Here is a 17398-nt window from a genome sequence, read left to right as displayed (position 1 = left end):
CTCATCGCTCACAAACCTCATATAATGAAGGAAACCGTACCATAAGCAGGTACGGTTTTTCGAAATCCGATTAGTTACATGGAGTTCCCTTTTTGATGTTTCATATCAATTAGAACAAGATTATACTAATTTGTAATAGGTTATATAAAAGGGGGTCATAAAGTGAGGCAGCTTTATATAAAGCAGAAAGTATTCAGTCTTAGTGGCAAATTTACAGTAAAGGATCAGCAGGAGAACGATGTATATTACGTAGAGGGAAGTTTTATGAAAATTCCTAAGACGTTCTCCATTATGAATACAGCAAGAGGTGAAATAGCCCTCATTACGAAAAAGGTGTTTAGCTTTTTACCGAAATTTTTTGTTGAGGTAAATGGTCGAGAGGTGCTGACGATTAAGAAGGAGTTATCCTTCTTTAAAGCGCGATATACGATTGATGCGGCAGGCATTGAAGTACATGGTAATTGGTGGGACATGGATTTTCAGGTATTACTGCATGGCGAAGTTGTTGGGGAAGTGAGCAAGGAATGGTTTACTTGGGGCGACAGCTACAAGGTTCAAATTTTAGAGGAAGAGATGGAAGCTATCATAGTTGCACTCGTTGTTGCAATTGATTGTGTGAAGGCTGACCAGGCAGCTGCTTCCTCCGCAGCGACACCATAACGTGGGAATAAATAATAAAAGGCTGAAGAATTTAAAAAAGGTCCGGTGAACCTTACAGAAGTAATAACAATAAAAAAAGTGTCCAACCTAGATGTTATAAAGGGAAAAGGCACTTTTTCTATTTTTTTATTTCTCTTTCTAATAAACCTCCCGATCCTCATCCACTTTCAATACTCTTCCAGTAGAACATCATTGTATGTTCTTGTTAGCTTCAACTGCTCTTTAAAGTAAGCATTCAACTAAGGATCAGAACAAAATACAAAACATCCTTTTTGTCCTCTGCTCATAAGAGTCCGATAAGTATTGCGTATAATTTGGTCAGCTACTGCTTGTGCCTGCTCCAAATTATTTTTAGCTAGAGTTTTATTAAGATTGGGCTGTTATGGCAAGTTTGAATTACCTTGCCACTCTCATAACTTATGTCGGGATCAATGATGACTACAGCATATTTAGAGGAACAAACAATTTCCAAGGAACTTTTTACACCACTTCATGCCAAAATTCCTATTCAACTAATTGCCCGAGTCCTTTAAGACAAAAATAGAATAAAATGGAAGCGTGAAAGTTCTTGAAGTAGATTCCTTGCTTGCAGGAATCCGCGAGACCAGCAATCCCCTTTTGAGCTATACTCCCACAAAAAAACCCCAAAGAAATAGAAGGGAATTAATTAAAATAGCTCAACTGGGAAAGAAAGGACTTTCTCATATGTTTTCCTGATCCAGGACGCGGAATGAAAACGAGAACCACCCCTTTGCTTCCTGAAAGTACTAAATAACTTTATTTTGCATGCAAAAAGACTGCCAAGGGTAAACCCAAAATAAAAAGGGTGACAGGCATGGCTTTCGATTACGATTTGGACTTTGACAACATAGATTTTCGCAAAAATCCTGAACTGTATAGGGTTGGCAGAGGAGAACAGGGGGTGTTGCTGGTGGAGCCTTATAAGAGTGAAATCCTGAAGTATTGGCGATTTAAGAATCTGGAAATTGCTGAAGAGTCATCTGATAAAATCTATCAAATGTTTCTCGATTATAAGGAGAAGGAAGATTTTGTCGGTATGGACATGGCAAGAAAATTTCTGCAGATGGGATATACAAGAGCCCGCCGGTACACGAATTACATAGGCGGAAAAAAATATGATGAGAATGGCAAGGTAAACGAAAGGCAGAATGATCCGGAGAAGGCAGAATCAGCGTCCATCTTTATGGAAAAATGGAAGCTCGCGCGAGAGGATGAGGATTATCTTAAGCGAAAAAAAGAGCATCAGAAGAATTATGGCTGAAGCAACATGTACTTTGTACTCAGCGTGCAGCCATATTATCTCTTAACTCCGTGGCACTCGCTTTCCAAGGGCCGCCCGAAATAGAGTTTTAAGGGGGAGATGATCATGAAAGTCTATACGATTGGACATTATAACCATTCGATCGAACAATTTTTACAGTTTCTGGGAGCAGCTGAAATTAGCTTTGTGGCAGATGTCCGGGCATTTCCTGCAAGCCGCAGGAATTCACACTTTAAAAAAGAAAACATGTCCCAGTGGCTGAAAGAAGCGGGGATTCATTATCGCCATTTTCCCGGTCTTGGCGGGAGAAGGAATATGTCGGGCCAGGTAGGGGAGCAATTGAATGAAGGATGGAATAACCGCTCGTTTCACAACTATGCGGATTATACACTGACGGATGATTTTCAGTATGCTTTGGAACAGCTCAAGGAACAGGCCGCAGCAACGACGCTCGTCTATATGTGTTCAGAATATCATCCGGCAAGATGCCACCGCCTTCTCATCAGCAACTGGCTGCAGGCAAATGGATGGGATGTGCGCCATCTCATTCCTGACTCCAAGGGGAATCTGAAGATTGTCCCTCATGAATTGGGGAAGTGGGGAGCCATGCCAATCATTGAAGAAGATGGAACCGTCGTGTATCCGAAACTATAAAAATGGGAAACGCAAAAAAAAGGTGCCTGACCTGCTCTGGAACCTCTTTTCGAAGCAGCTGCTATATTGTGGCTGCTTTTTAATTTGCAGTAGTTTTCACCTATATGGTTTCAATAAAATGGTATAATTTACAGTGAGATTATTATTTTAATATAAAGGATCTGCAACTATTTTTAAATAGAGAAACAGGAGTGGTTTAATTGAATTCAATGCTGCAAATGGGGGGAAATACAGTGTTAAGTTCCCCAAATGGTTATATTACTGTTAGCTACGATATGTCTCATTTGATCGATATTTCCTTAACTGCTTTCCTTTTAACGGATCCAGATAAGGTACAAGGAGACAGCGGGATTATTTTTTATAACCAGCCAAAGAGCCCATCTGGTGCAGCGGCTCTATTGCCGGCTGATAATAAAGGGAATAGGAAAGTACATACTATTCAATTTGATATGAGTAAAGTCCCTGCAGGCATTCATAAAATAGCGATTACTCTGACAGAGGATAACCACATGGGGTTCTCGAATGTAAGGAATTTAAAAGCAGATATATGTACGGGTCATACGACCATCGAGTTAACACCATCGAGTTTTACAAAGGAAAATGGGATTGTGGTTTTAGAATTATATGTAAGGAATGGTCAGATAAAGGCAAAATCAATCTGGCGCGGATTTGAATCCGGGCTTGAAGGGTTATGTGAAAATTACGGTGTGGAAATTGATTCCACTGAGGAAAATAAGCCTGCTGAAAATAAGACCGTTCAGTCTCTTCCTGTTACTGCCGAAAACAAAAATTTCCAAAACGCGATCACTCTTGAAAAGGTGAAGGGCACAATCAGTCTCGACAAAGGTCAAAAGCCGGTGATCATTGAAAAAACACCAACGATTACAGCCACGGTATCTTGGAAAACTGGAACAGATTATGATATCTATGCTCTGGTTTATACAAAGGATGGCAGGCAGATCGATGTCGCAATGTTTGGTGCAAGCAGCACACCTCCACTTAGAAGTTTTGCAAACGGAGCAGTTGAACATATGGGGGATGTTAGAAGAGATTACAGTTCAACGAAGACAGAAGTAATTAAATTGAGGCTGAATAATGATATCCTGGCAGTCGTGCCTGTCGTTTATTCTGCCCAGTCTAATGGAACGGGTTCTTTCTACAGATACAAAGTGTCCATGAGTATCGATAATCATAACGGCACCTCCGTTACGATATCAGCCAAAAATGCCAACAATGATGACCGCATTTATACCTGCGTGCCCGGAATCCTCCATAATACGCAAGATGGAGTAATCATAAGTCCATTGGAGCTGTACAGTTTACCAGATTCTGAGTATAGACCTAAACTCAGAATGGGGCCTTCCAATATGGTAGAGGTTGTAATGGATGCAGGGCCTAGAAATGATTACAAATAAAAGAAGAAATATGACAAACAGAAATACTTAAACCCGGACTAAAATATATACAATCGGGAGGATAACTAATTATAGAAAATATATTAATTATGAATGCTTTTTTATCAGTATAATAATCATTTTTTTCTTTATAAGAATAAAAGCAAACATATTAATACCCATTATGGTTGTATTACTTATCCTCCTTTCCGGTATATTTTCTGTAACAGCATATATTATAAAATCTAACTATTCAATAATGTTATGCACTCTGTACTTTACGAAAAAGTAACAGCACCCCCTAATACGATGAAGAGGGTGCTGTTTGTGATTGCCTGCATGTATTTGTCTGTATCATTGTTATATTGTCCTTAGTGTTGAATTATTTCTAACCCTAATACTCCCCTTTAACAACAAAAAACGACCCCCGAATAACCCCCGCCAGCTTAGACTTCCGCCTGGCAAACTTAAACTTCCCTTCTAGCTCCTTTGGTACTTCCATCCCCTCAGAAAGCTTAAAACCAACAGCACGTTTCTTAGGATCATCAACCGTATACATGACGTTCACACTAAGACCATCCTCGTAAAAGACGTAGGTCCATTTGATATTTTCGACTTGAAATTGCGACGTTTCTAAAGGTTTGGCTGCAAACTCTATATCACGTTCTTTTTTCAAGATATGGTTTACATAATCAAGGGTTTCCTGGCTTTCGCTGGCTGGTACAACAGTAAATTCATGCTTATATTTAGTCATGAAATAACGGGCTTCATTCGCACGTAAACCAGCAAGGGCTTCCGCTATTGGTGAAGACTCTAAACCAGCAGCAGAAATATTTTTAAAATCAACCATATAGGACATTGCTATCCCGCCTTTATTTCTTATTTCCTAACAACAGGAATCCACATTTCACCAAAGACTAGCCCGTTTCGCTGGCCCATCTCAACCGCTGCATTGGGCCCGCCAACATAGGCAACATTTGTTGCCTCCGGCAAGACTTGACCAAAGGCCATACCAGTAAGCATATTGCTCAACATTTCAGCTGTCTCGGCTTCCCCTTTAACAATGAGGTATTCCCCTTTAGGGAATTGGATCAGTCTGGATGCTTCTGGCAGCGACTCCTCTGTCATGACGCCGGCATAATGCATCATCTTGTTATTTACCGCTTCATTAACGGTAAAAATGTATTCATTTGTGGAAATGGCTTTTAATTTATCAAGCCTTCCATCCTGTTTAACTGCCTGCCAAAAGTCCGCCTTTTCCTTATTGATGCCGGCGTAGTCTGTGTAATCGCTCTTCAGTTCAGTTCCAATGCCTAATACCGTAAAGCCTTCTTTTTCTTCCAGAGTATAATCTGCCATAATCAAAACCTTCCTTCTCTAAAAATTGATCAAATGATTTATCTTTTCACTTGATGAGTTTATAATAACTTTAAATCATGTCAAAAAATGATACTGTTTAGGGGGTTCCCATGAAAAAAGTTGAACGGATCAATGTGATGATGCGGTATATCAATAACCGCGCCCACTTTACTATTTCTGAAATCATGCGGGAATTTAACATCTCCCGTTCAACAGCTATTAGAGATATTCGGGAAATTGAAGCTATGGGAATGCCGCTTGTCGCTGAAGTTGGCAGAGATGGGGGTTATTTTGTCATGAACAACTCTGTCTTGCCCACTGTTCGCTTTACCGATAATGAGATCAAAGCTTTGTTTATTGCCTTTATGGCTACAAGAAACCTTCAGCTCCCCTATCTAAAGAGCCGTCAATCTTTAGCTGAAAAATTAATCGGCCTCATCTCAGAAGCCCAGCAGGAAGACATTGTTCTTTTAAATCAAATCTTGCTGTTTGAAGGGACCAACCCCAATAATCCCGACCTGCTTGAACTATCGGACCTCCCCCATCCGATGCTGGAGAAACTCATCCAAACCCTTCTTTTGGATAGCTATTTATTGATTACCATCAACGAAGAGAAGGAAAACAGATCTTATCCCATTTATCTCTTGCACCTTTATCGTGAAAAAAGCATATGGCTGATTGAAGGCTTTGACTTAAAGGAAGAAAAGAAACAAATTTTCCCCGTGGACAATCTCACCAGCGTCGAACCATATCCAGTGAACAAAAGAGTAAGCAGAAAAAACATATTAGAAAAAATAAGCAAGCAGGAGGAAGTAATCAATCTTGTCCTTGAACTCGGCCCACAGGCTATTGCCCAGTTCAAAAAATACCATCCTTTAAAAGTATCCATTTCTTATACAAATCCTTACCAAACGACAGCCGTTCTAAAGACATTTATCAATGTCAATAATTCAGTAGAGCTGACCGAAATGACCAATTGGCTGCTTTTCCTCGGAGGGGATATCAAGGTCAGGGAGATGCCGGAAGAAATCTTAGAAGGTTTACAAGAGAGATTAGGCTTATTCTGCCCATAAGCAGAGCTAGTTAAAACCTGGCACTTGCCAGGTTCGCAGAACCCAAAATAACTCCTAAATTTTTAATACATACAGGCCAGATGCTCCTCAAGGCGCTCCATTGTCTGTTCGGCACCTGGGGCAGCATATGTTTTCACCTTTTAAATACAGCGGAAGTTTCTTCAAAAATTGTGGTATAAGTGAGTTTCGTTTTGCCATCCAGATCCTCAAAGGCTGCTGTGGCGAGAAAATGGGGATATACATCATGTTTGAAGACGATTTGCTCGAGTTTGACGACCTCAACAAAGACGTTGGTATTGGGAAAATCAACGCCATCAGGACCGTGCATGATAAACTGCCATGTACCGCCAGGTTTCATATCGAATGTTTGAAAAGTTAACGTAAAACCTTGAGGTCCCCACCATTTTGACAGATGATCTTCTTTCGTCCAAGAATCAAACACAAGTTCAACAGGCGCATCAAATACGCGGGTGACTGTAATTTCACGTCCCCTATTTGTGTTTTCATTTTGTTTGTTGAGTTGTTTTGGTTCAAGTCTATCCCCTCCACTCACTATATTATTACATTTGCTAATAGAGTCCTGCATAATTTTTTCAATGTCATTGATTTGCGTGTTGCAGAAGAACAGAAGTCGTTTGTGGCACTGAATGTGTTTGTTTAGCGAGTTATCATGATGATATGTTAGTGGGCTTTACGATGTATTGTATGGATTACGATGAAAAGGAATATTGGATTTACCGCTTGATTATTGATGTAATACATCAGTTAAAAGGGTATGGAAAAGCGGTCATGGTAAAGCTGATTGAGCGGATTGGAGTATAGGGCGATCTATTTAAGCTTTGAGCCTGAAAAAAATCAGGCGAAGGAATTGTATGAAAAACTCGGCTTTGAAGCTGATGGCCGGGTGATCGAAGGGGAATTTGTATATAAACTAACATATTAATAGAACGATCGACAGCTGGAATTTCAGGAAAATTGATAGGATAATGACAAAGAGTTCCTATGAGGAAGCTCTGATTCAAGATAAATTATTGCAGGATTTATTTCAATGGAGGCGGTCCAATTTGAAACGGATATTTAAAAAGAATAAGGCATTGATTGTACTTTTCATTATGATTATTTTACTCATTGCCGTTATGCTCGATATTAAGTATGAAGGGCTGTTCTTTCAACTATTGCCAGCATCAATTCAATCGAAGCTAGCTGATATATTTTAAGTAGATGGAGGATAGATGAATTAATGTGTTCCTTTAATCTCGAAAGTTTTATGATAAAGTTCAGTAGTGTTGACAAATTGTCAACACTATTTGTATATTGGTAGAAGCTTGATTCAGTTGGAAAGGAAAATGAGTATGGAAGAAAAAAGCAATGAAATAGGCCAGCTGCTGAAGAACATGCTGAAGGAACGGTCTTTATCCATGAGGAAATTCAGCCAGATGACTGAAATCGATACGGCGATCATCTCAAAAATTATCAATGGTAAACGAAAAGCTACCCCGGAGCACTTGGAGCGGTTCGCGGAAAATCTTGGAGTTCCGATCTCACGATTATATGAGGCAGCAGGGTATTTGGTTGATCCTAAGCAGACGGAGTTGAATGAGTCGATTAGTGAGATTCAAGTAATCCTTGAATCCACTCAATTAGTAGATAAAGAGTTTCGGCTGGAAGATGTGAAGCGGGAATTAGATAAATACGAACAACTCTCGCAAACTGAGGAAGGGGCGGAAATCATCAGGAACAAGTTTGAGGGGAAGGTAGAAAAAGTCGGAAGCATCGGCCCCTTTATTCTTTATTTAAAGGAAATATACGAGAAGTTTTCTCTTAAAAGGGGGACGAAGTTGGAGCTTGCCCTGATGGGCGGTGCCCTCCTCTACTTTATCGCGGCCGTTGACTGTATTCCGGATTATGTCTTTCCGGTCGGTTATATAGACGATGCGCTGGTGATCAATTGGGTCATGAATGGACTGGGGCTGAAAAAATAAATGTAAACGGGGCAAATAAAAAAGAATGGAGAAAAAATGAACAGACAAAAACGCTTTAAAAGAAAAAGCAGAGTTCTTAAAGTAGCTGGAGCATTGTTGGCAGTGTGTGTGGCTGCAATCGGATATTTTGTCTATCAATACCAGGCGGGTGTGAGTACGGCAGAATCTGCGGAGCAGCAGGAATATGAATTCAATGGGGAAAAAAGTCTCGATAACAAGGTCAATGTACTGCTGCTGGGAGTTGATGCCCGGCCGGATGAGGGAAAATCCCGGACTGACTCCATTATGGTTGCACAATATGATCCGAAGGAGGGATCGGCTAAGATCATCTCCATCATGCGGGACATTTACACGGAAATACCCGGATATAAGAACTACAAAATCAATACAGCCTTCTATCTGGGCGGACCGGAATTGCTGCGTGAAACCTTGAAAGACGATTTTGACTTGGATATAGAATATTATGCTTTGATCGATTTTACAGGCTTTGAAAAAATGGTGGATGCTCTTGTCCCTGATGGCATTGAAATCGATGTTGAGAAAAAGATGTCAGCCAACATCGGGGTTTCTCTGGAGCCTGGATTGCAAAGGCTTAATGGGAAGGAACTATTGGGGTATGCCCGCTTTCGGAAGGATGCAGAGGCCGATTTTGGGCGGGTAAGGCGCCAGCAGCAGGTCATTAATGCGTTACAGGACGAGCTTCTTAGTGCAAATGGTGTGGTAAAGCTGCCAAAGCTGCTTGGAACTGCCCAGCCATATATACAGACAAATCTTCAAGCCGCAGAACTTCTCGCCATTATGAAGAGTGTTGCTTTGCACCGGCCCGAAACGATTGAAACAATGACCGTCCCAATCCAGAATTCTTATACAGATGTTAGGTATGAGGGAGTGGGGCTGGCGCTGGATATTGATTTTGAGAAAAATAAAGAGGCGATTCAATCCTTTTTAGAAGGGAATTCCGCGAATCAGGAACCAGATCCCCTATCAGTGAGTGAAGAAAATGGATAACGGCTGATCTTAACAGGAGAACTACAACATGGGATATACATTTTTGAAACGACTCGATAAATCGGTCTTGTCCATTATTTGTACATTTAGCATCCTGAGCATCCTTTTTATTTACAGCAGCCAGGGGACCGGCCAATACGGAGAACAGAACTTTGCGCTTAAGCAGGGGGTCAGCTATATGATCGGGTTCAGTCTGCTGATGGCTGTTGCTTATCTTGATGCAGACCAGATTGAAAGAATTGCCTGGCCTTTCTTTCTTGTTTGTTTTACGTCCATCGTTCTTTTGCCGCTTATGCCACCAGCAGTGGCACCGTCTATTTTAGGGGCGAAAAGGTGGTATAGCCTCCCTTTGCTTGGCTCAATACAGCCATCGGAATTTTTTAAAATTGCTTTGCTTTTGTTAACCTCCAGGTTAGCTCATCAGCATAATTTAGTATATCAAGAGAGAACGGTCTGGACTGATTTTCTGCTGATTGGCAAAGTTATTTTGGCCACGGTAATCCCATCCTTATTTGTCTACCAGCAGCCAGATACCGGCATGGTCGTTCTATATTTGGCCGGCAGCGCCACCGTTCTCTTTCTGTCTGGCATCCAAAGGAAGATTCTTGCTGCCGCGGCCATTATCCCGGCAGCAGGCGCAGCCATCCTATTGTATGTCTACTTTCAGTATCCATCGGTTTTCTATGATCAGCTGATTCCATTATTAAAGCCCCACCAGCAGGAGCGGATACTGGGCTGGCTTTCACCAAATGAGTATGCAGATCACGCGTATCAGACGAATAAAGCCATGCTGGCAGTCGGAAGCGGGGAATTAAAGGGAAATGGATTTGGCAGCGGAACCGTCTATATTCCTGAAAAGCATACAGATTTCATCTTTGCCACCATTGCGGAAGAAGGCGGGTTTATAGCTGCTGCTGCTGTTCTCAGTTTATTCTTCGTCCTATTGTACCGGATGGCTGTAATAGGCGATCACGCGGAATCGCCCTTTGGTTTATATCTTTGCTCCGGCGCGATGGCGATGTATGCCCTGCAAATCTTCCAAAACATCGGAATGACGATCGGGGTCATGCCAGTCAAGGGGATTTCACTGCCCTTATTGTCATATGGGGGAAGCTCATTGCTGTCCAATATGATATTCATGGGTATCATATTATCGATACGAAAGCCATACCGGAAATATATATTCGAGGCAAAATAGCCGGCAAGCTTCTTAGGAGCTTGCTGTTTTTTCACTTAAATAACACGAAAAAAGAGCATTCCCGAAAAGGGCATGCTCCGCTAACCTGCCAAACTCCCTGCACTATTTTCTTTCTCATGCACAAGTTTCCTGTAAATAACCGCCAGGGCCAATGCTGGTACCGTGCAAACCACCATCCCGATAAACGCGTATCTTGGTTCCATTTCATATAAATACCCGCCAAAAATGGTGAAGAGGGCTGTACTCCAGCTAAGAGCGAGTGCAGAGTATACCCCTTGTGTAATCGGGACCTGTTCATGGGGAACGTATTTGATTAAGTATTTCATAAAAGCGTAGTGTGCCATAGCAAATGAAAAGGCATGCAGTGTTTGGGCAATCGTAAACATAATCACATGCGGAAAGGCAAAAACGAGTATCCAGCGTGCGGTAGAGCCCAATGCTGCCAATGCCAGTAACGAGCCGATTGAAAATTTGCGGAAAGTCCGGTCGGCAATGAAAAAGAATAGGATTTCTGCAATCACGGCAATGTTAATGATCAGGCCGATTAAATATTTGGGAGCCTGAATTTCCTGCAAATAAATATAGCCATAGTTGTAATAAGAAGCATGTGCTGCCTGCAGTAAAATGACTATGACGAGCACCAGGCCGAAGTGCTGGATGCTGAATAATTTCTTTATGGCGCCTTTTGTCTGGACGCTTTTTGGTTTTTCCGATAAAACGTCCGGCGTATTCATAAAGCCGAGGCACAGGAATACGATCATGCCGAGCAGCAGAGCCCAGAATATGGCATCATCCCCAAATGCCCCTGTGAAGAAAGTCAGGATCATGCCGGATACAACGAATCCAATTGACCCCCAGGAGCGGCTCTTTCCGTAATCTCTTAATTGCTTACTCTGTACAAGAATGCCTGCAGCACTATCCAATGCTGGCATCAGAGCAGGGTAAAAGAAATGTAAAAACAGCGTTGCTACCAGCAGACTTGTAAAAGAATTGGCCGGTATATAGCAGAGAATGGCAATCAGTGTGCCGATTCCCATCCCGTTAAGCAGGGTTTTACTGCTGAGTTTTCCTGATAAATAGGGAAAGGCAAAGAGTGTGGAAAGGCCCCGTACAGCCAAACCCAGACTCATGATCAAACTCGCCTGTGAAACGGTCATTTCTTTTATATGGATCAGCCACCCTGTCCAATAGGGCAGAAAAACACCCCAGGTCATAAAGAAACTGAAAAACTGTCTGCCCATCCAGCTCTGTGTATTCATTAAATATCCCTCCGATATTTGCATGATATCAGGAAGATTCGTACAATAATATGAGATATCTCATATTTCGGGGGTGGGAAATGGAAATTTATAAACAAGAAAAAAGGCAGCATTACCTTGAGCAGCATTCCATTTCGCATTTATTTTCTTTTCCGATTGAGGAGTTTATGGAAGTACGCGAATATAAGCGGGATGAATGGATTATTCGCGAAGGCATGAGGCCGGATTATTTGTATTATGTCATCGAGGGTAAAGCCAAGATCTATGTAACGTATCAAAATGGCAAGATTTCTTTGATTAATTTTATTAATGCCCATGATTATATCGGGGAAATGGAGTTACTGCATGAAGTGTACTATACAAAGGGGATTCAAGCCTCCACGAAGACAATCTGTTTTGCGATTCCTTTGCATCAATGCCGCAAAAGGCTCCTTGAAGATACGACTTTTCTCCGTGAGCTCACCAGGTTTTTAAGTATGAAAGCAACGAAAATGGCTGAAAAGTACTCCCAGAGCCTTTCCTTTCCGCTTGAAAACCGTCTGGCGGACTTTATCCTGCAAACCGCTGATGGGGAGGTCTATAAGGAAAAACATGTGTCCGTCTGTGATTTTCTAGGGGTGTCCTATCGCCATTTACTGCATGTTCTTGTGCAGTTTTGCGATAAAGGCTATTTACAGAAGGAGGGGCGCATTTATCGCATTCAGCAGACAGATGAACTGCACCGGCTTGCTGATGTGCTGAAGAATGATTCATTTTAAAAGGAAAAAAACCGAACCTGGCGAAACTTCGGACAGAAGAGGCGGAAAACCGGGAGAAAGAGTCCGATTCCAGTGCTCGGGTTCGAACACAGGAAGCATAAAGCCATTCTGAACTTTTTCCCCTTCACGGATATGCTCCGGGTACGAGTTTATCATCAAACGCTTCATTTTAGGCAAAGATGGGCATGCTTTTCCCCGGTATTTTCGTATCGAGGAATTGTTTCTCCTGGATTTTCCAATAGGCAGGCTAAAGCTTGCTCCGTTGCCGGCTGTGGCCAGGCAGAAGGCTATATCCGTGAATCCGGCACAACCCCGTTTCTCAGCAGGAAGAGCCGTATTTACCAGTCCTCAATCTAGAGGAGGCAACAGCCTGTTTGGCATTTTGGAGTCGCGCCAGCCCCCGCTATACTGCAGCTTACCTGGAGTTGGCACTCCTTTATTTTAAAAAAACTTTTGAGGAAAGACTTGCACAAAAACAAAAGCACTGATATATTTTAAATGTGAATAACTTCACAAATAATTATATCAATATTTTTTATGAGTTTATGTGAATTTATTCACATAAGTGCAATTACCTAAATTAGATGGAATGAATAGGATTTTTTTTAGGAAATCATGTGAATAATTTCACAAATACTTATTGGGGGAACTCATTATGAATTTAACATTAGGAAACAAAATTGTTTTAGTAGGAAATGGCGCTGTTGGATCCAGCTATGCGTATGCCTTATTAAATCAGGGCCTATGTGATGAGTTAATCATTATTGATGTAAATGAGGAGAAAGCAAAAGGAGATGTTATGGATTTAAACCACGGCATTGCCTATGCACCAACCGCTATGACGATTAGATATGGTTCTTATAAGGATTGTAAGGATGCCGCTCTAGTGGTGATCTGTGCAGGCGCAGCACAAAAACCGGGAGAAACACGGCTGGATCTCGTGAATAAAAACGTTAAAATCTTCAAATCCATTGTAGAGAGCATTATGGACTCTGGATTTAATGGGATTTTCTTAGTTGCAGCAAATCCAGTCGATATCTTATCTTATGTAACCTGGAAATTCTCCGGCCTGCCTAAAGAAAGAGTTATTGGGTCCGGAACTATTCTTGATTCTGCCAGATTCCGATATTTATTGGGCAAAGAATTTGATACAGCAGCCGTTAGTGTTCATGGGTATATTATCGGTGAACATGGCGACTCTCAATTCCCGGTATGGAGCTTCGCCAATATTGCTGGAACCCCTGTAGCCGAGAGATTAACAGAGGAAAGAAAAGAAGAAATTGCTGTCCAGGTCCGGGATGCTGCATATGAAATTATTAACGCAAAGGGTGCAACCTACTATGGAATTGCGATGGGGCTAGTCAGAATAACAAAAGCCATCTTGCGAAATGAGAATGTGGTATTGCCGGTTGGAGCGTTGTTAGAAGGAGAATATGGCCATCGTGATGTCTTTGTTGGGATTCCGTCTCTAATCACAAGAAACGGTGTGAAGAATATTGTTGAACTGTCATTGACCGAGGATGAAAAAAGGAAGCTTGCTAAATCTGTTCAAACCTTAAAAGACATCCAAATTTCAGCATTATGACGAGTTGACATCTTAGTTTCAAAGGGGCAGATCATATGTTAGTGGAAACGTTCAATCCTTTTCATAACCTGGCTATTTCCTCCCTGGTGGCAGCCATACCGATTCTGTTATTTCTGATTTGCTTGACGGTATTAAAAATGAAGGGTATTCATGCGGCGCTAATAAACTTAGCTGTCACTTTTTTCATCGCCCTTATCATCTTTGAATTGCCATTCGGAGAAGCGGCTGGAAGTGTTATTCAAGGTGCTGCATCAGGGATTTGGCCAATTGGCTGGATTATTGTCATGGCTGTGTGGCTATATAAAATTTCGGTGGCATCAGGCAAGTTTGATATTTTGCGCGGAAGCATCGCAGGGATTTCCCAGGACCAGCGCATTCAATTTCTACTGATCGGATTTTGTTTTAATGCCTTTCTCGAAGGGGCAGCCGGGTTTGGTGTACCGATTGCTATTTGTGCCGTACTGTTAGCGTCACTGGGCTTCAAGCCATTGCAGGCAGCGATGCTCTGTCTCATAGCAAACGGTGCTTCAGGTGCCTTTGGTGCGATTGGAATACCGGTCGGCATTGTCGATACGTTTGGAATCCCAGGGGTTACTTCCATGGATGTCTCAATCATGACAGCTCTGACACTGCCGATTATTAACTTTACCATTCCCTTTTTATTAATATGGCTCATTGACGGGTTTAAAGGAATTAAGGAAATATTCCCGGCTATCCTGATCACAGCTGGGGTTTATACCGTTACACAGGCAATCATTACGATATTTATAGGCCCGGAGCTTGCTGATATTATTCCTTCCTTATTAGCAATGGGTGTATTAGCGTTATTTCTGAAAAAGTGGAAACCAAAGAATATCTTTTTGCTCAATGGGAAAGAGTGTCAATTTGAAGAGCATTCATTAAGTGAAATTGTTAAAGCATGGTCACCATTTTATCTATTGACCCTATTTATTTTAATATGGAGCTTCCCTGCATTTAAAGGGCTTTTCGCTGAGGGTGGCTTGCTCGAATTCACAGTCATCAATTTCGGTTTACCCGGATCTTCTCTTAGTGTCAGCATCAGTTTAATAGGTGCTACAGGAACAGCGATCTTAATGGCCGGCCTAACGACAATAGCAACCACTAAAGGCATCAGAATGGGTGAGGGATTCAAGCTTCTCAAAAAGACTGTTTCAGAGTTCTGGATTCCGATTATCATGATTTGTGCCATTATCGGAATTTCAAAGCTCATGACGTACGGTGGAATGACTGTCACTCTGGGGGAGGCAGTTGCGACAACCGGAAACCTATTTCCGCTGCTGTCCCCGCTCTTAGGCTGGATTGGGGTGTTCATGACAGGATCTGTCGTGAACAATAACACTCTATTTGCTCCGATCCAGGCGACAGCTGGCCATGTGATCGGAACCAACTCCTCCTTATTGCTTTCTGCCAATACGGCTGGAGGTGTGATGGCAAAGCTCATCTCTCCTCAGTCCATCGCCATCGCCACAGCAGCGGTTGGCGAGACAGGAAAAGAAGCCGATTTGACGAAAATGACATTGAAATATAGCTTTGGATTACTGATATTTGTTTGTATTTGGACATTGATATTGTCATTATTCTTCTAATTAGCCAATATATTAGGATAAAAAAGTGGAGCATTCAGCTCCACTTTTTTGTCCTCTTAAATCCAGACCATAAGAGCAAGAATGAGGACGAAATGAATATCGTTCTCTTGTTAAAATGAGTCCAATAACTTTAGGAGGAGATAATAATGAACAATATCCAGATATTTAATGAGCTGCATTTTTCAAATGAACTTTTATTCCTGGGAAACGCCTGGGATTTGCTTATTCCTATACACCAATCTCCTCAATAAAACTTCCAATGGTCCATTTAAATCCTTTTTTTCCAATCCCCACGCCAATAGTAGAGAAAGACACCATATGCCCACAGCAATCACCGCTGCAGTCCCATTGCTCACACGTCCTCCTAAATCAAGAGCCACCGGTGACAGGAATAGGACAAGCGTTGTCTCGTTCCAAACATAGAAAGTTAATGACCGCTTCCCTAAAGCCATTAAAGAAAGGGTAAGACTCCCTGGCTTTTGTACCTTGGTCCCAATGATCCCGAAAATCACAGCATAAGCCAATCCTCCTGCAATTCCTGTTAAAATGTGAAATCCATTCATTAATCCAGCTGTAAATGGACTGGGGTGCCATAGGGTCCCCAGCAGCGATAAAGGCATTGCTCCTAATAAAGAGATGGTTAATCCTAAAATGGTTATCAATTTAATGATTTTTAAATGCTGCTCTGGCTTGATTAATAACTGATATCTGGCGATCCACATGCCGAGCAGAACGGAAGGGAGTACCGGGAACATTAAATGAATGAGAATAGGGATAGAAGGAAAAGTAAATAGGCTTATCAAAGCTGTGCCAAAGTAGGTGTCTGTGGCTGAAACCTCTGGTGGGAAGCCATAGCCTCCGATTTCCAGCATGTTGAAGCCCCACATTATAGGACCAAAAATTATATAGAATAAGGTGATAAAAATAAAGGTTCGAATCAGTGTCTTGATTTCACGTTCTAAAAGCCAGCTGACGAGCAGCCCTGCTGTCCCGTAGGCCATAAGAATATCCTGGCCTCCAATGATGACAGCCAAAACAATCCCAAATAGAATCAAATACCAGGAACGCCTTCTTATCGTCTTTATGGCCTCTTTTTCTCTTATTCCTTTAGAGATTCGACTTTCAAATGCAAGAACAAGTCCATATCCGAATAAAACGGCAAACATCGCTCTTGCTCTATTATCAATAAAAAATTGGCCAAAAAAGTTAACTATTTGGTCAAGGAAGGTAATAGCCTCTACTCTTTGCATAATCCCGGGTTCAGAGGTATACAAATAGAGCGGGGCATGGGCCAGTGCAATCAGCAGAAGCATCGTACCCCGGGCTAGGTCCAGTGAAACAGCACGTTTTTTTGGACCAGCTGTTTTCATACTCGATTGATTAGGCATGCTGCTTTTCTCCTTTGTTCTTCATAAATCCCTTAAAATCAGGGAAGCAGCTATTTCCAGTGTAAAGGGATGATTAATTCAGCCAATTGCTTGCCTTCCATTAGAATCCTATAAAGGCGTCCGAGCATTAAAGCCAATTTCAATTAAGGCAATTAAATATTAGGTCGTATTTAAGTTTATGTCAATTGCAT

At 41.8% G+C, this 17398-nt stretch carries 18 protein-coding genes and 1 pseudogene; 13 read left to right on the top strand and 6 right to left on the bottom strand.

The annotated features are described in order from the left end of the window. Positions 1 to 162: 162 nt before the first annotated feature. Entirely contained in the window at positions 163 to 660 is a 498-nt protein-coding gene (locus DFO72_RS15215) for an LURP-one-related/scramblase family protein (RefSeq protein WP_113882488.1), read from the top strand. Between the two features lie 239 nt (positions 661 to 899). Here the strand turns inward: DFO72_RS15215 and DFO72_RS30720 are convergent, their stop codons facing one another. After that, complete coding sequence (locus tag DFO72_RS30720) at positions 900 to 1004, bottom strand: DNA/RNA helicase domain-containing protein (protein WP_113882487.1); 105 nt, start codon at positions 1002 to 1004, stop codon at positions 900 to 902. Between the two features lie 491 nt (positions 1005 to 1495). Here DFO72_RS30720 and DFO72_RS15205 point away from each other — a divergent pair, with 491 nt between their 5' ends. From DFO72_RS15205 to DFO72_RS15195, 3 genes are all read left to right on the top strand, one after another. Beyond that, positions 1496 to 1942: a DUF4385 domain-containing protein gene (locus DFO72_RS15205; protein WP_113882486.1), complete on the top strand. Its 447-nt coding sequence runs from the start codon at positions 1496 to 1498 to the stop codon at positions 1940 to 1942. A gap of 105 nt (positions 1943 to 2047) precedes the next feature. Continuing rightward, entirely contained in the window at positions 2048 to 2596 is a 549-nt protein-coding gene (locus DFO72_RS15200) for a DUF488 domain-containing protein (RefSeq protein WP_113882485.1), read from the top strand. A gap of 200 nt (positions 2597 to 2796) precedes the next feature. Continuing rightward, positions 2797 to 4011, top strand: a complete 1215-nt coding sequence (locus DFO72_RS15195; protein ID WP_113882484.1) for a TerD family protein — start codon at positions 2797 to 2799, stop codon at positions 4009 to 4011. 373 nt (positions 4012 to 4384) lie between these two features. Here DFO72_RS15195 and DFO72_RS15190 read toward each other — a convergent pair whose 3' ends face one another. Together DFO72_RS15190 and DFO72_RS15185 are read right to left on the bottom strand one after the other, a co-directional pair. After that, positions 4385 to 4849, bottom strand: a complete 465-nt coding sequence (locus DFO72_RS15190) for a phage tail protein (protein WP_113882483.1) — start codon at positions 4847 to 4849, stop codon at positions 4385 to 4387. A 20-nt stretch (positions 4850 to 4869) separates the two neighbouring features. Continuing rightward, complete coding sequence (locus tag DFO72_RS15185; protein ID WP_113882482.1) at positions 4870 to 5349, bottom strand: GyrI-like domain-containing protein; 480 nt, start codon at positions 5347 to 5349, stop codon at positions 4870 to 4872. A 110-nt stretch (positions 5350 to 5459) separates the two neighbouring features. Here DFO72_RS15185 and DFO72_RS15180 point away from each other — a divergent pair, with 110 nt between their 5' ends. Next, positions 5460 to 6422 (top strand): helix-turn-helix transcriptional regulator, encoded by a 963-nt coding sequence (locus DFO72_RS15180; protein WP_113882481.1) that lies wholly within the window; start codon positions 5460 to 5462, stop codon positions 6420 to 6422. A gap of 62 nt (positions 6423 to 6484) precedes the next feature. Here DFO72_RS15180 and DFO72_RS15175 read toward each other — a convergent pair. Continuing rightward, positions 6485 to 6956 (bottom strand): annotated as a pseudogene (locus tag DFO72_RS15175) (SRPBCC family protein). A gap of 171 nt (positions 6957 to 7127) precedes the next feature. Between DFO72_RS15175 and DFO72_RS30000 the strand changes: the two are divergent. The 5 genes from DFO72_RS30000 (at position 7128) to DFO72_RS15155 (ending at position 10610) form a co-directional block, all read left to right on the top strand. After that, positions 7128 to 7244: a hypothetical protein gene (locus DFO72_RS30000; protein ID WP_347876534.1), complete on the top strand. Its 117-nt coding sequence runs from the start codon at positions 7128 to 7130 to the stop codon at positions 7242 to 7244. A 242-nt stretch (positions 7245 to 7486) separates the two neighbouring features. Beyond that, positions 7487 to 7639, top strand: a complete 153-nt coding sequence (locus DFO72_RS29505) for a hypothetical protein (RefSeq protein WP_166672494.1) — start codon at positions 7487 to 7489, stop codon at positions 7637 to 7639. A 129-nt stretch (positions 7640 to 7768) separates the two neighbouring features. After that, entirely contained in the window at positions 7769 to 8404 is a 636-nt protein-coding gene (locus DFO72_RS15165; protein WP_166672493.1) for a helix-turn-helix domain-containing protein, read from the top strand. 36 nt (positions 8405 to 8440) lie between these two features. Continuing rightward, the gene (locus tag DFO72_RS15160) at positions 8441 to 9412 is read left to right on the top strand and encodes an LCP family protein (protein ID WP_113882478.1); all 972 of its coding nucleotides are present in this window, start codon (positions 8441 to 8443) and stop codon (positions 9410 to 9412) included. A 28-nt stretch (positions 9413 to 9440) separates the two neighbouring features. After that, the gene (locus DFO72_RS15155; protein WP_113882477.1) at positions 9441 to 10610 is read left to right on the top strand and encodes an FtsW/RodA/SpoVE family cell cycle protein; all 1170 of its coding nucleotides are present in this window, start codon (positions 9441 to 9443) and stop codon (positions 10608 to 10610) included. An 80-nt stretch (positions 10611 to 10690) separates the two neighbouring features. Here the strand turns inward: DFO72_RS15155 and DFO72_RS15150 are convergent, their stop codons facing one another. Further along, on the bottom strand, positions 10691 to 11869 hold the full coding sequence (locus tag DFO72_RS15150) for an MFS transporter (protein WP_113882476.1): 1179 nt from the start codon (positions 11867 to 11869) through the stop codon (positions 10691 to 10693). An 80-nt stretch (positions 11870 to 11949) separates the two neighbouring features. On the opposite strand from DFO72_RS15150, the gene yeiL reads away from it, so the two are divergent. From yeiL to DFO72_RS15135, 3 genes are all read left to right on the top strand, one after another. Next, positions 11950 to 12627: a transcriptional regulator YeiL gene (yeiL, locus tag DFO72_RS15145; protein WP_113882475.1), complete on the top strand. Its 678-nt coding sequence runs from the start codon at positions 11950 to 11952 to the stop codon at positions 12625 to 12627. 655 nt (positions 12628 to 13282) lie between these two features. Continuing rightward, entirely contained in the window at positions 13283 to 14212 is a 930-nt protein-coding gene (locus tag DFO72_RS15140) for an L-lactate dehydrogenase (RefSeq protein ID WP_113882474.1), read from the top strand. A 35-nt stretch (positions 14213 to 14247) separates the two neighbouring features. Continuing rightward, positions 14248 to 15819: an L-lactate permease gene (locus tag DFO72_RS15135; protein ID WP_113882473.1), complete on the top strand. Its 1572-nt coding sequence runs from the start codon at positions 14248 to 14250 to the stop codon at positions 15817 to 15819. 194 nt (positions 15820 to 16013) lie between these two features. On the opposite strand, the gene DFO72_RS15125 is transcribed toward DFO72_RS15135, so the two are convergent. Next, positions 16014 to 17207, bottom strand: coding sequence for a DUF418 domain-containing protein (locus DFO72_RS15125; protein ID WP_113882472.1), 1194 nt, complete (start codon positions 17205 to 17207; stop codon positions 16014 to 16016). Positions 17208 to 17398: the final 191 nt, after the last annotated feature.

It is taken from the genome of Cytobacillus oceanisediminis, from assembly GCF_004366035.1.
In the GTDB taxonomy this organism is placed as follows: domain Bacteria; phylum Bacillota; class Bacilli; order Bacillales; family Cytobacillaceae; genus Cytobacillus; species Cytobacillus oceanisediminis_C.
This window is presented reverse-complemented; position numbering and strand designations above follow the sequence as displayed.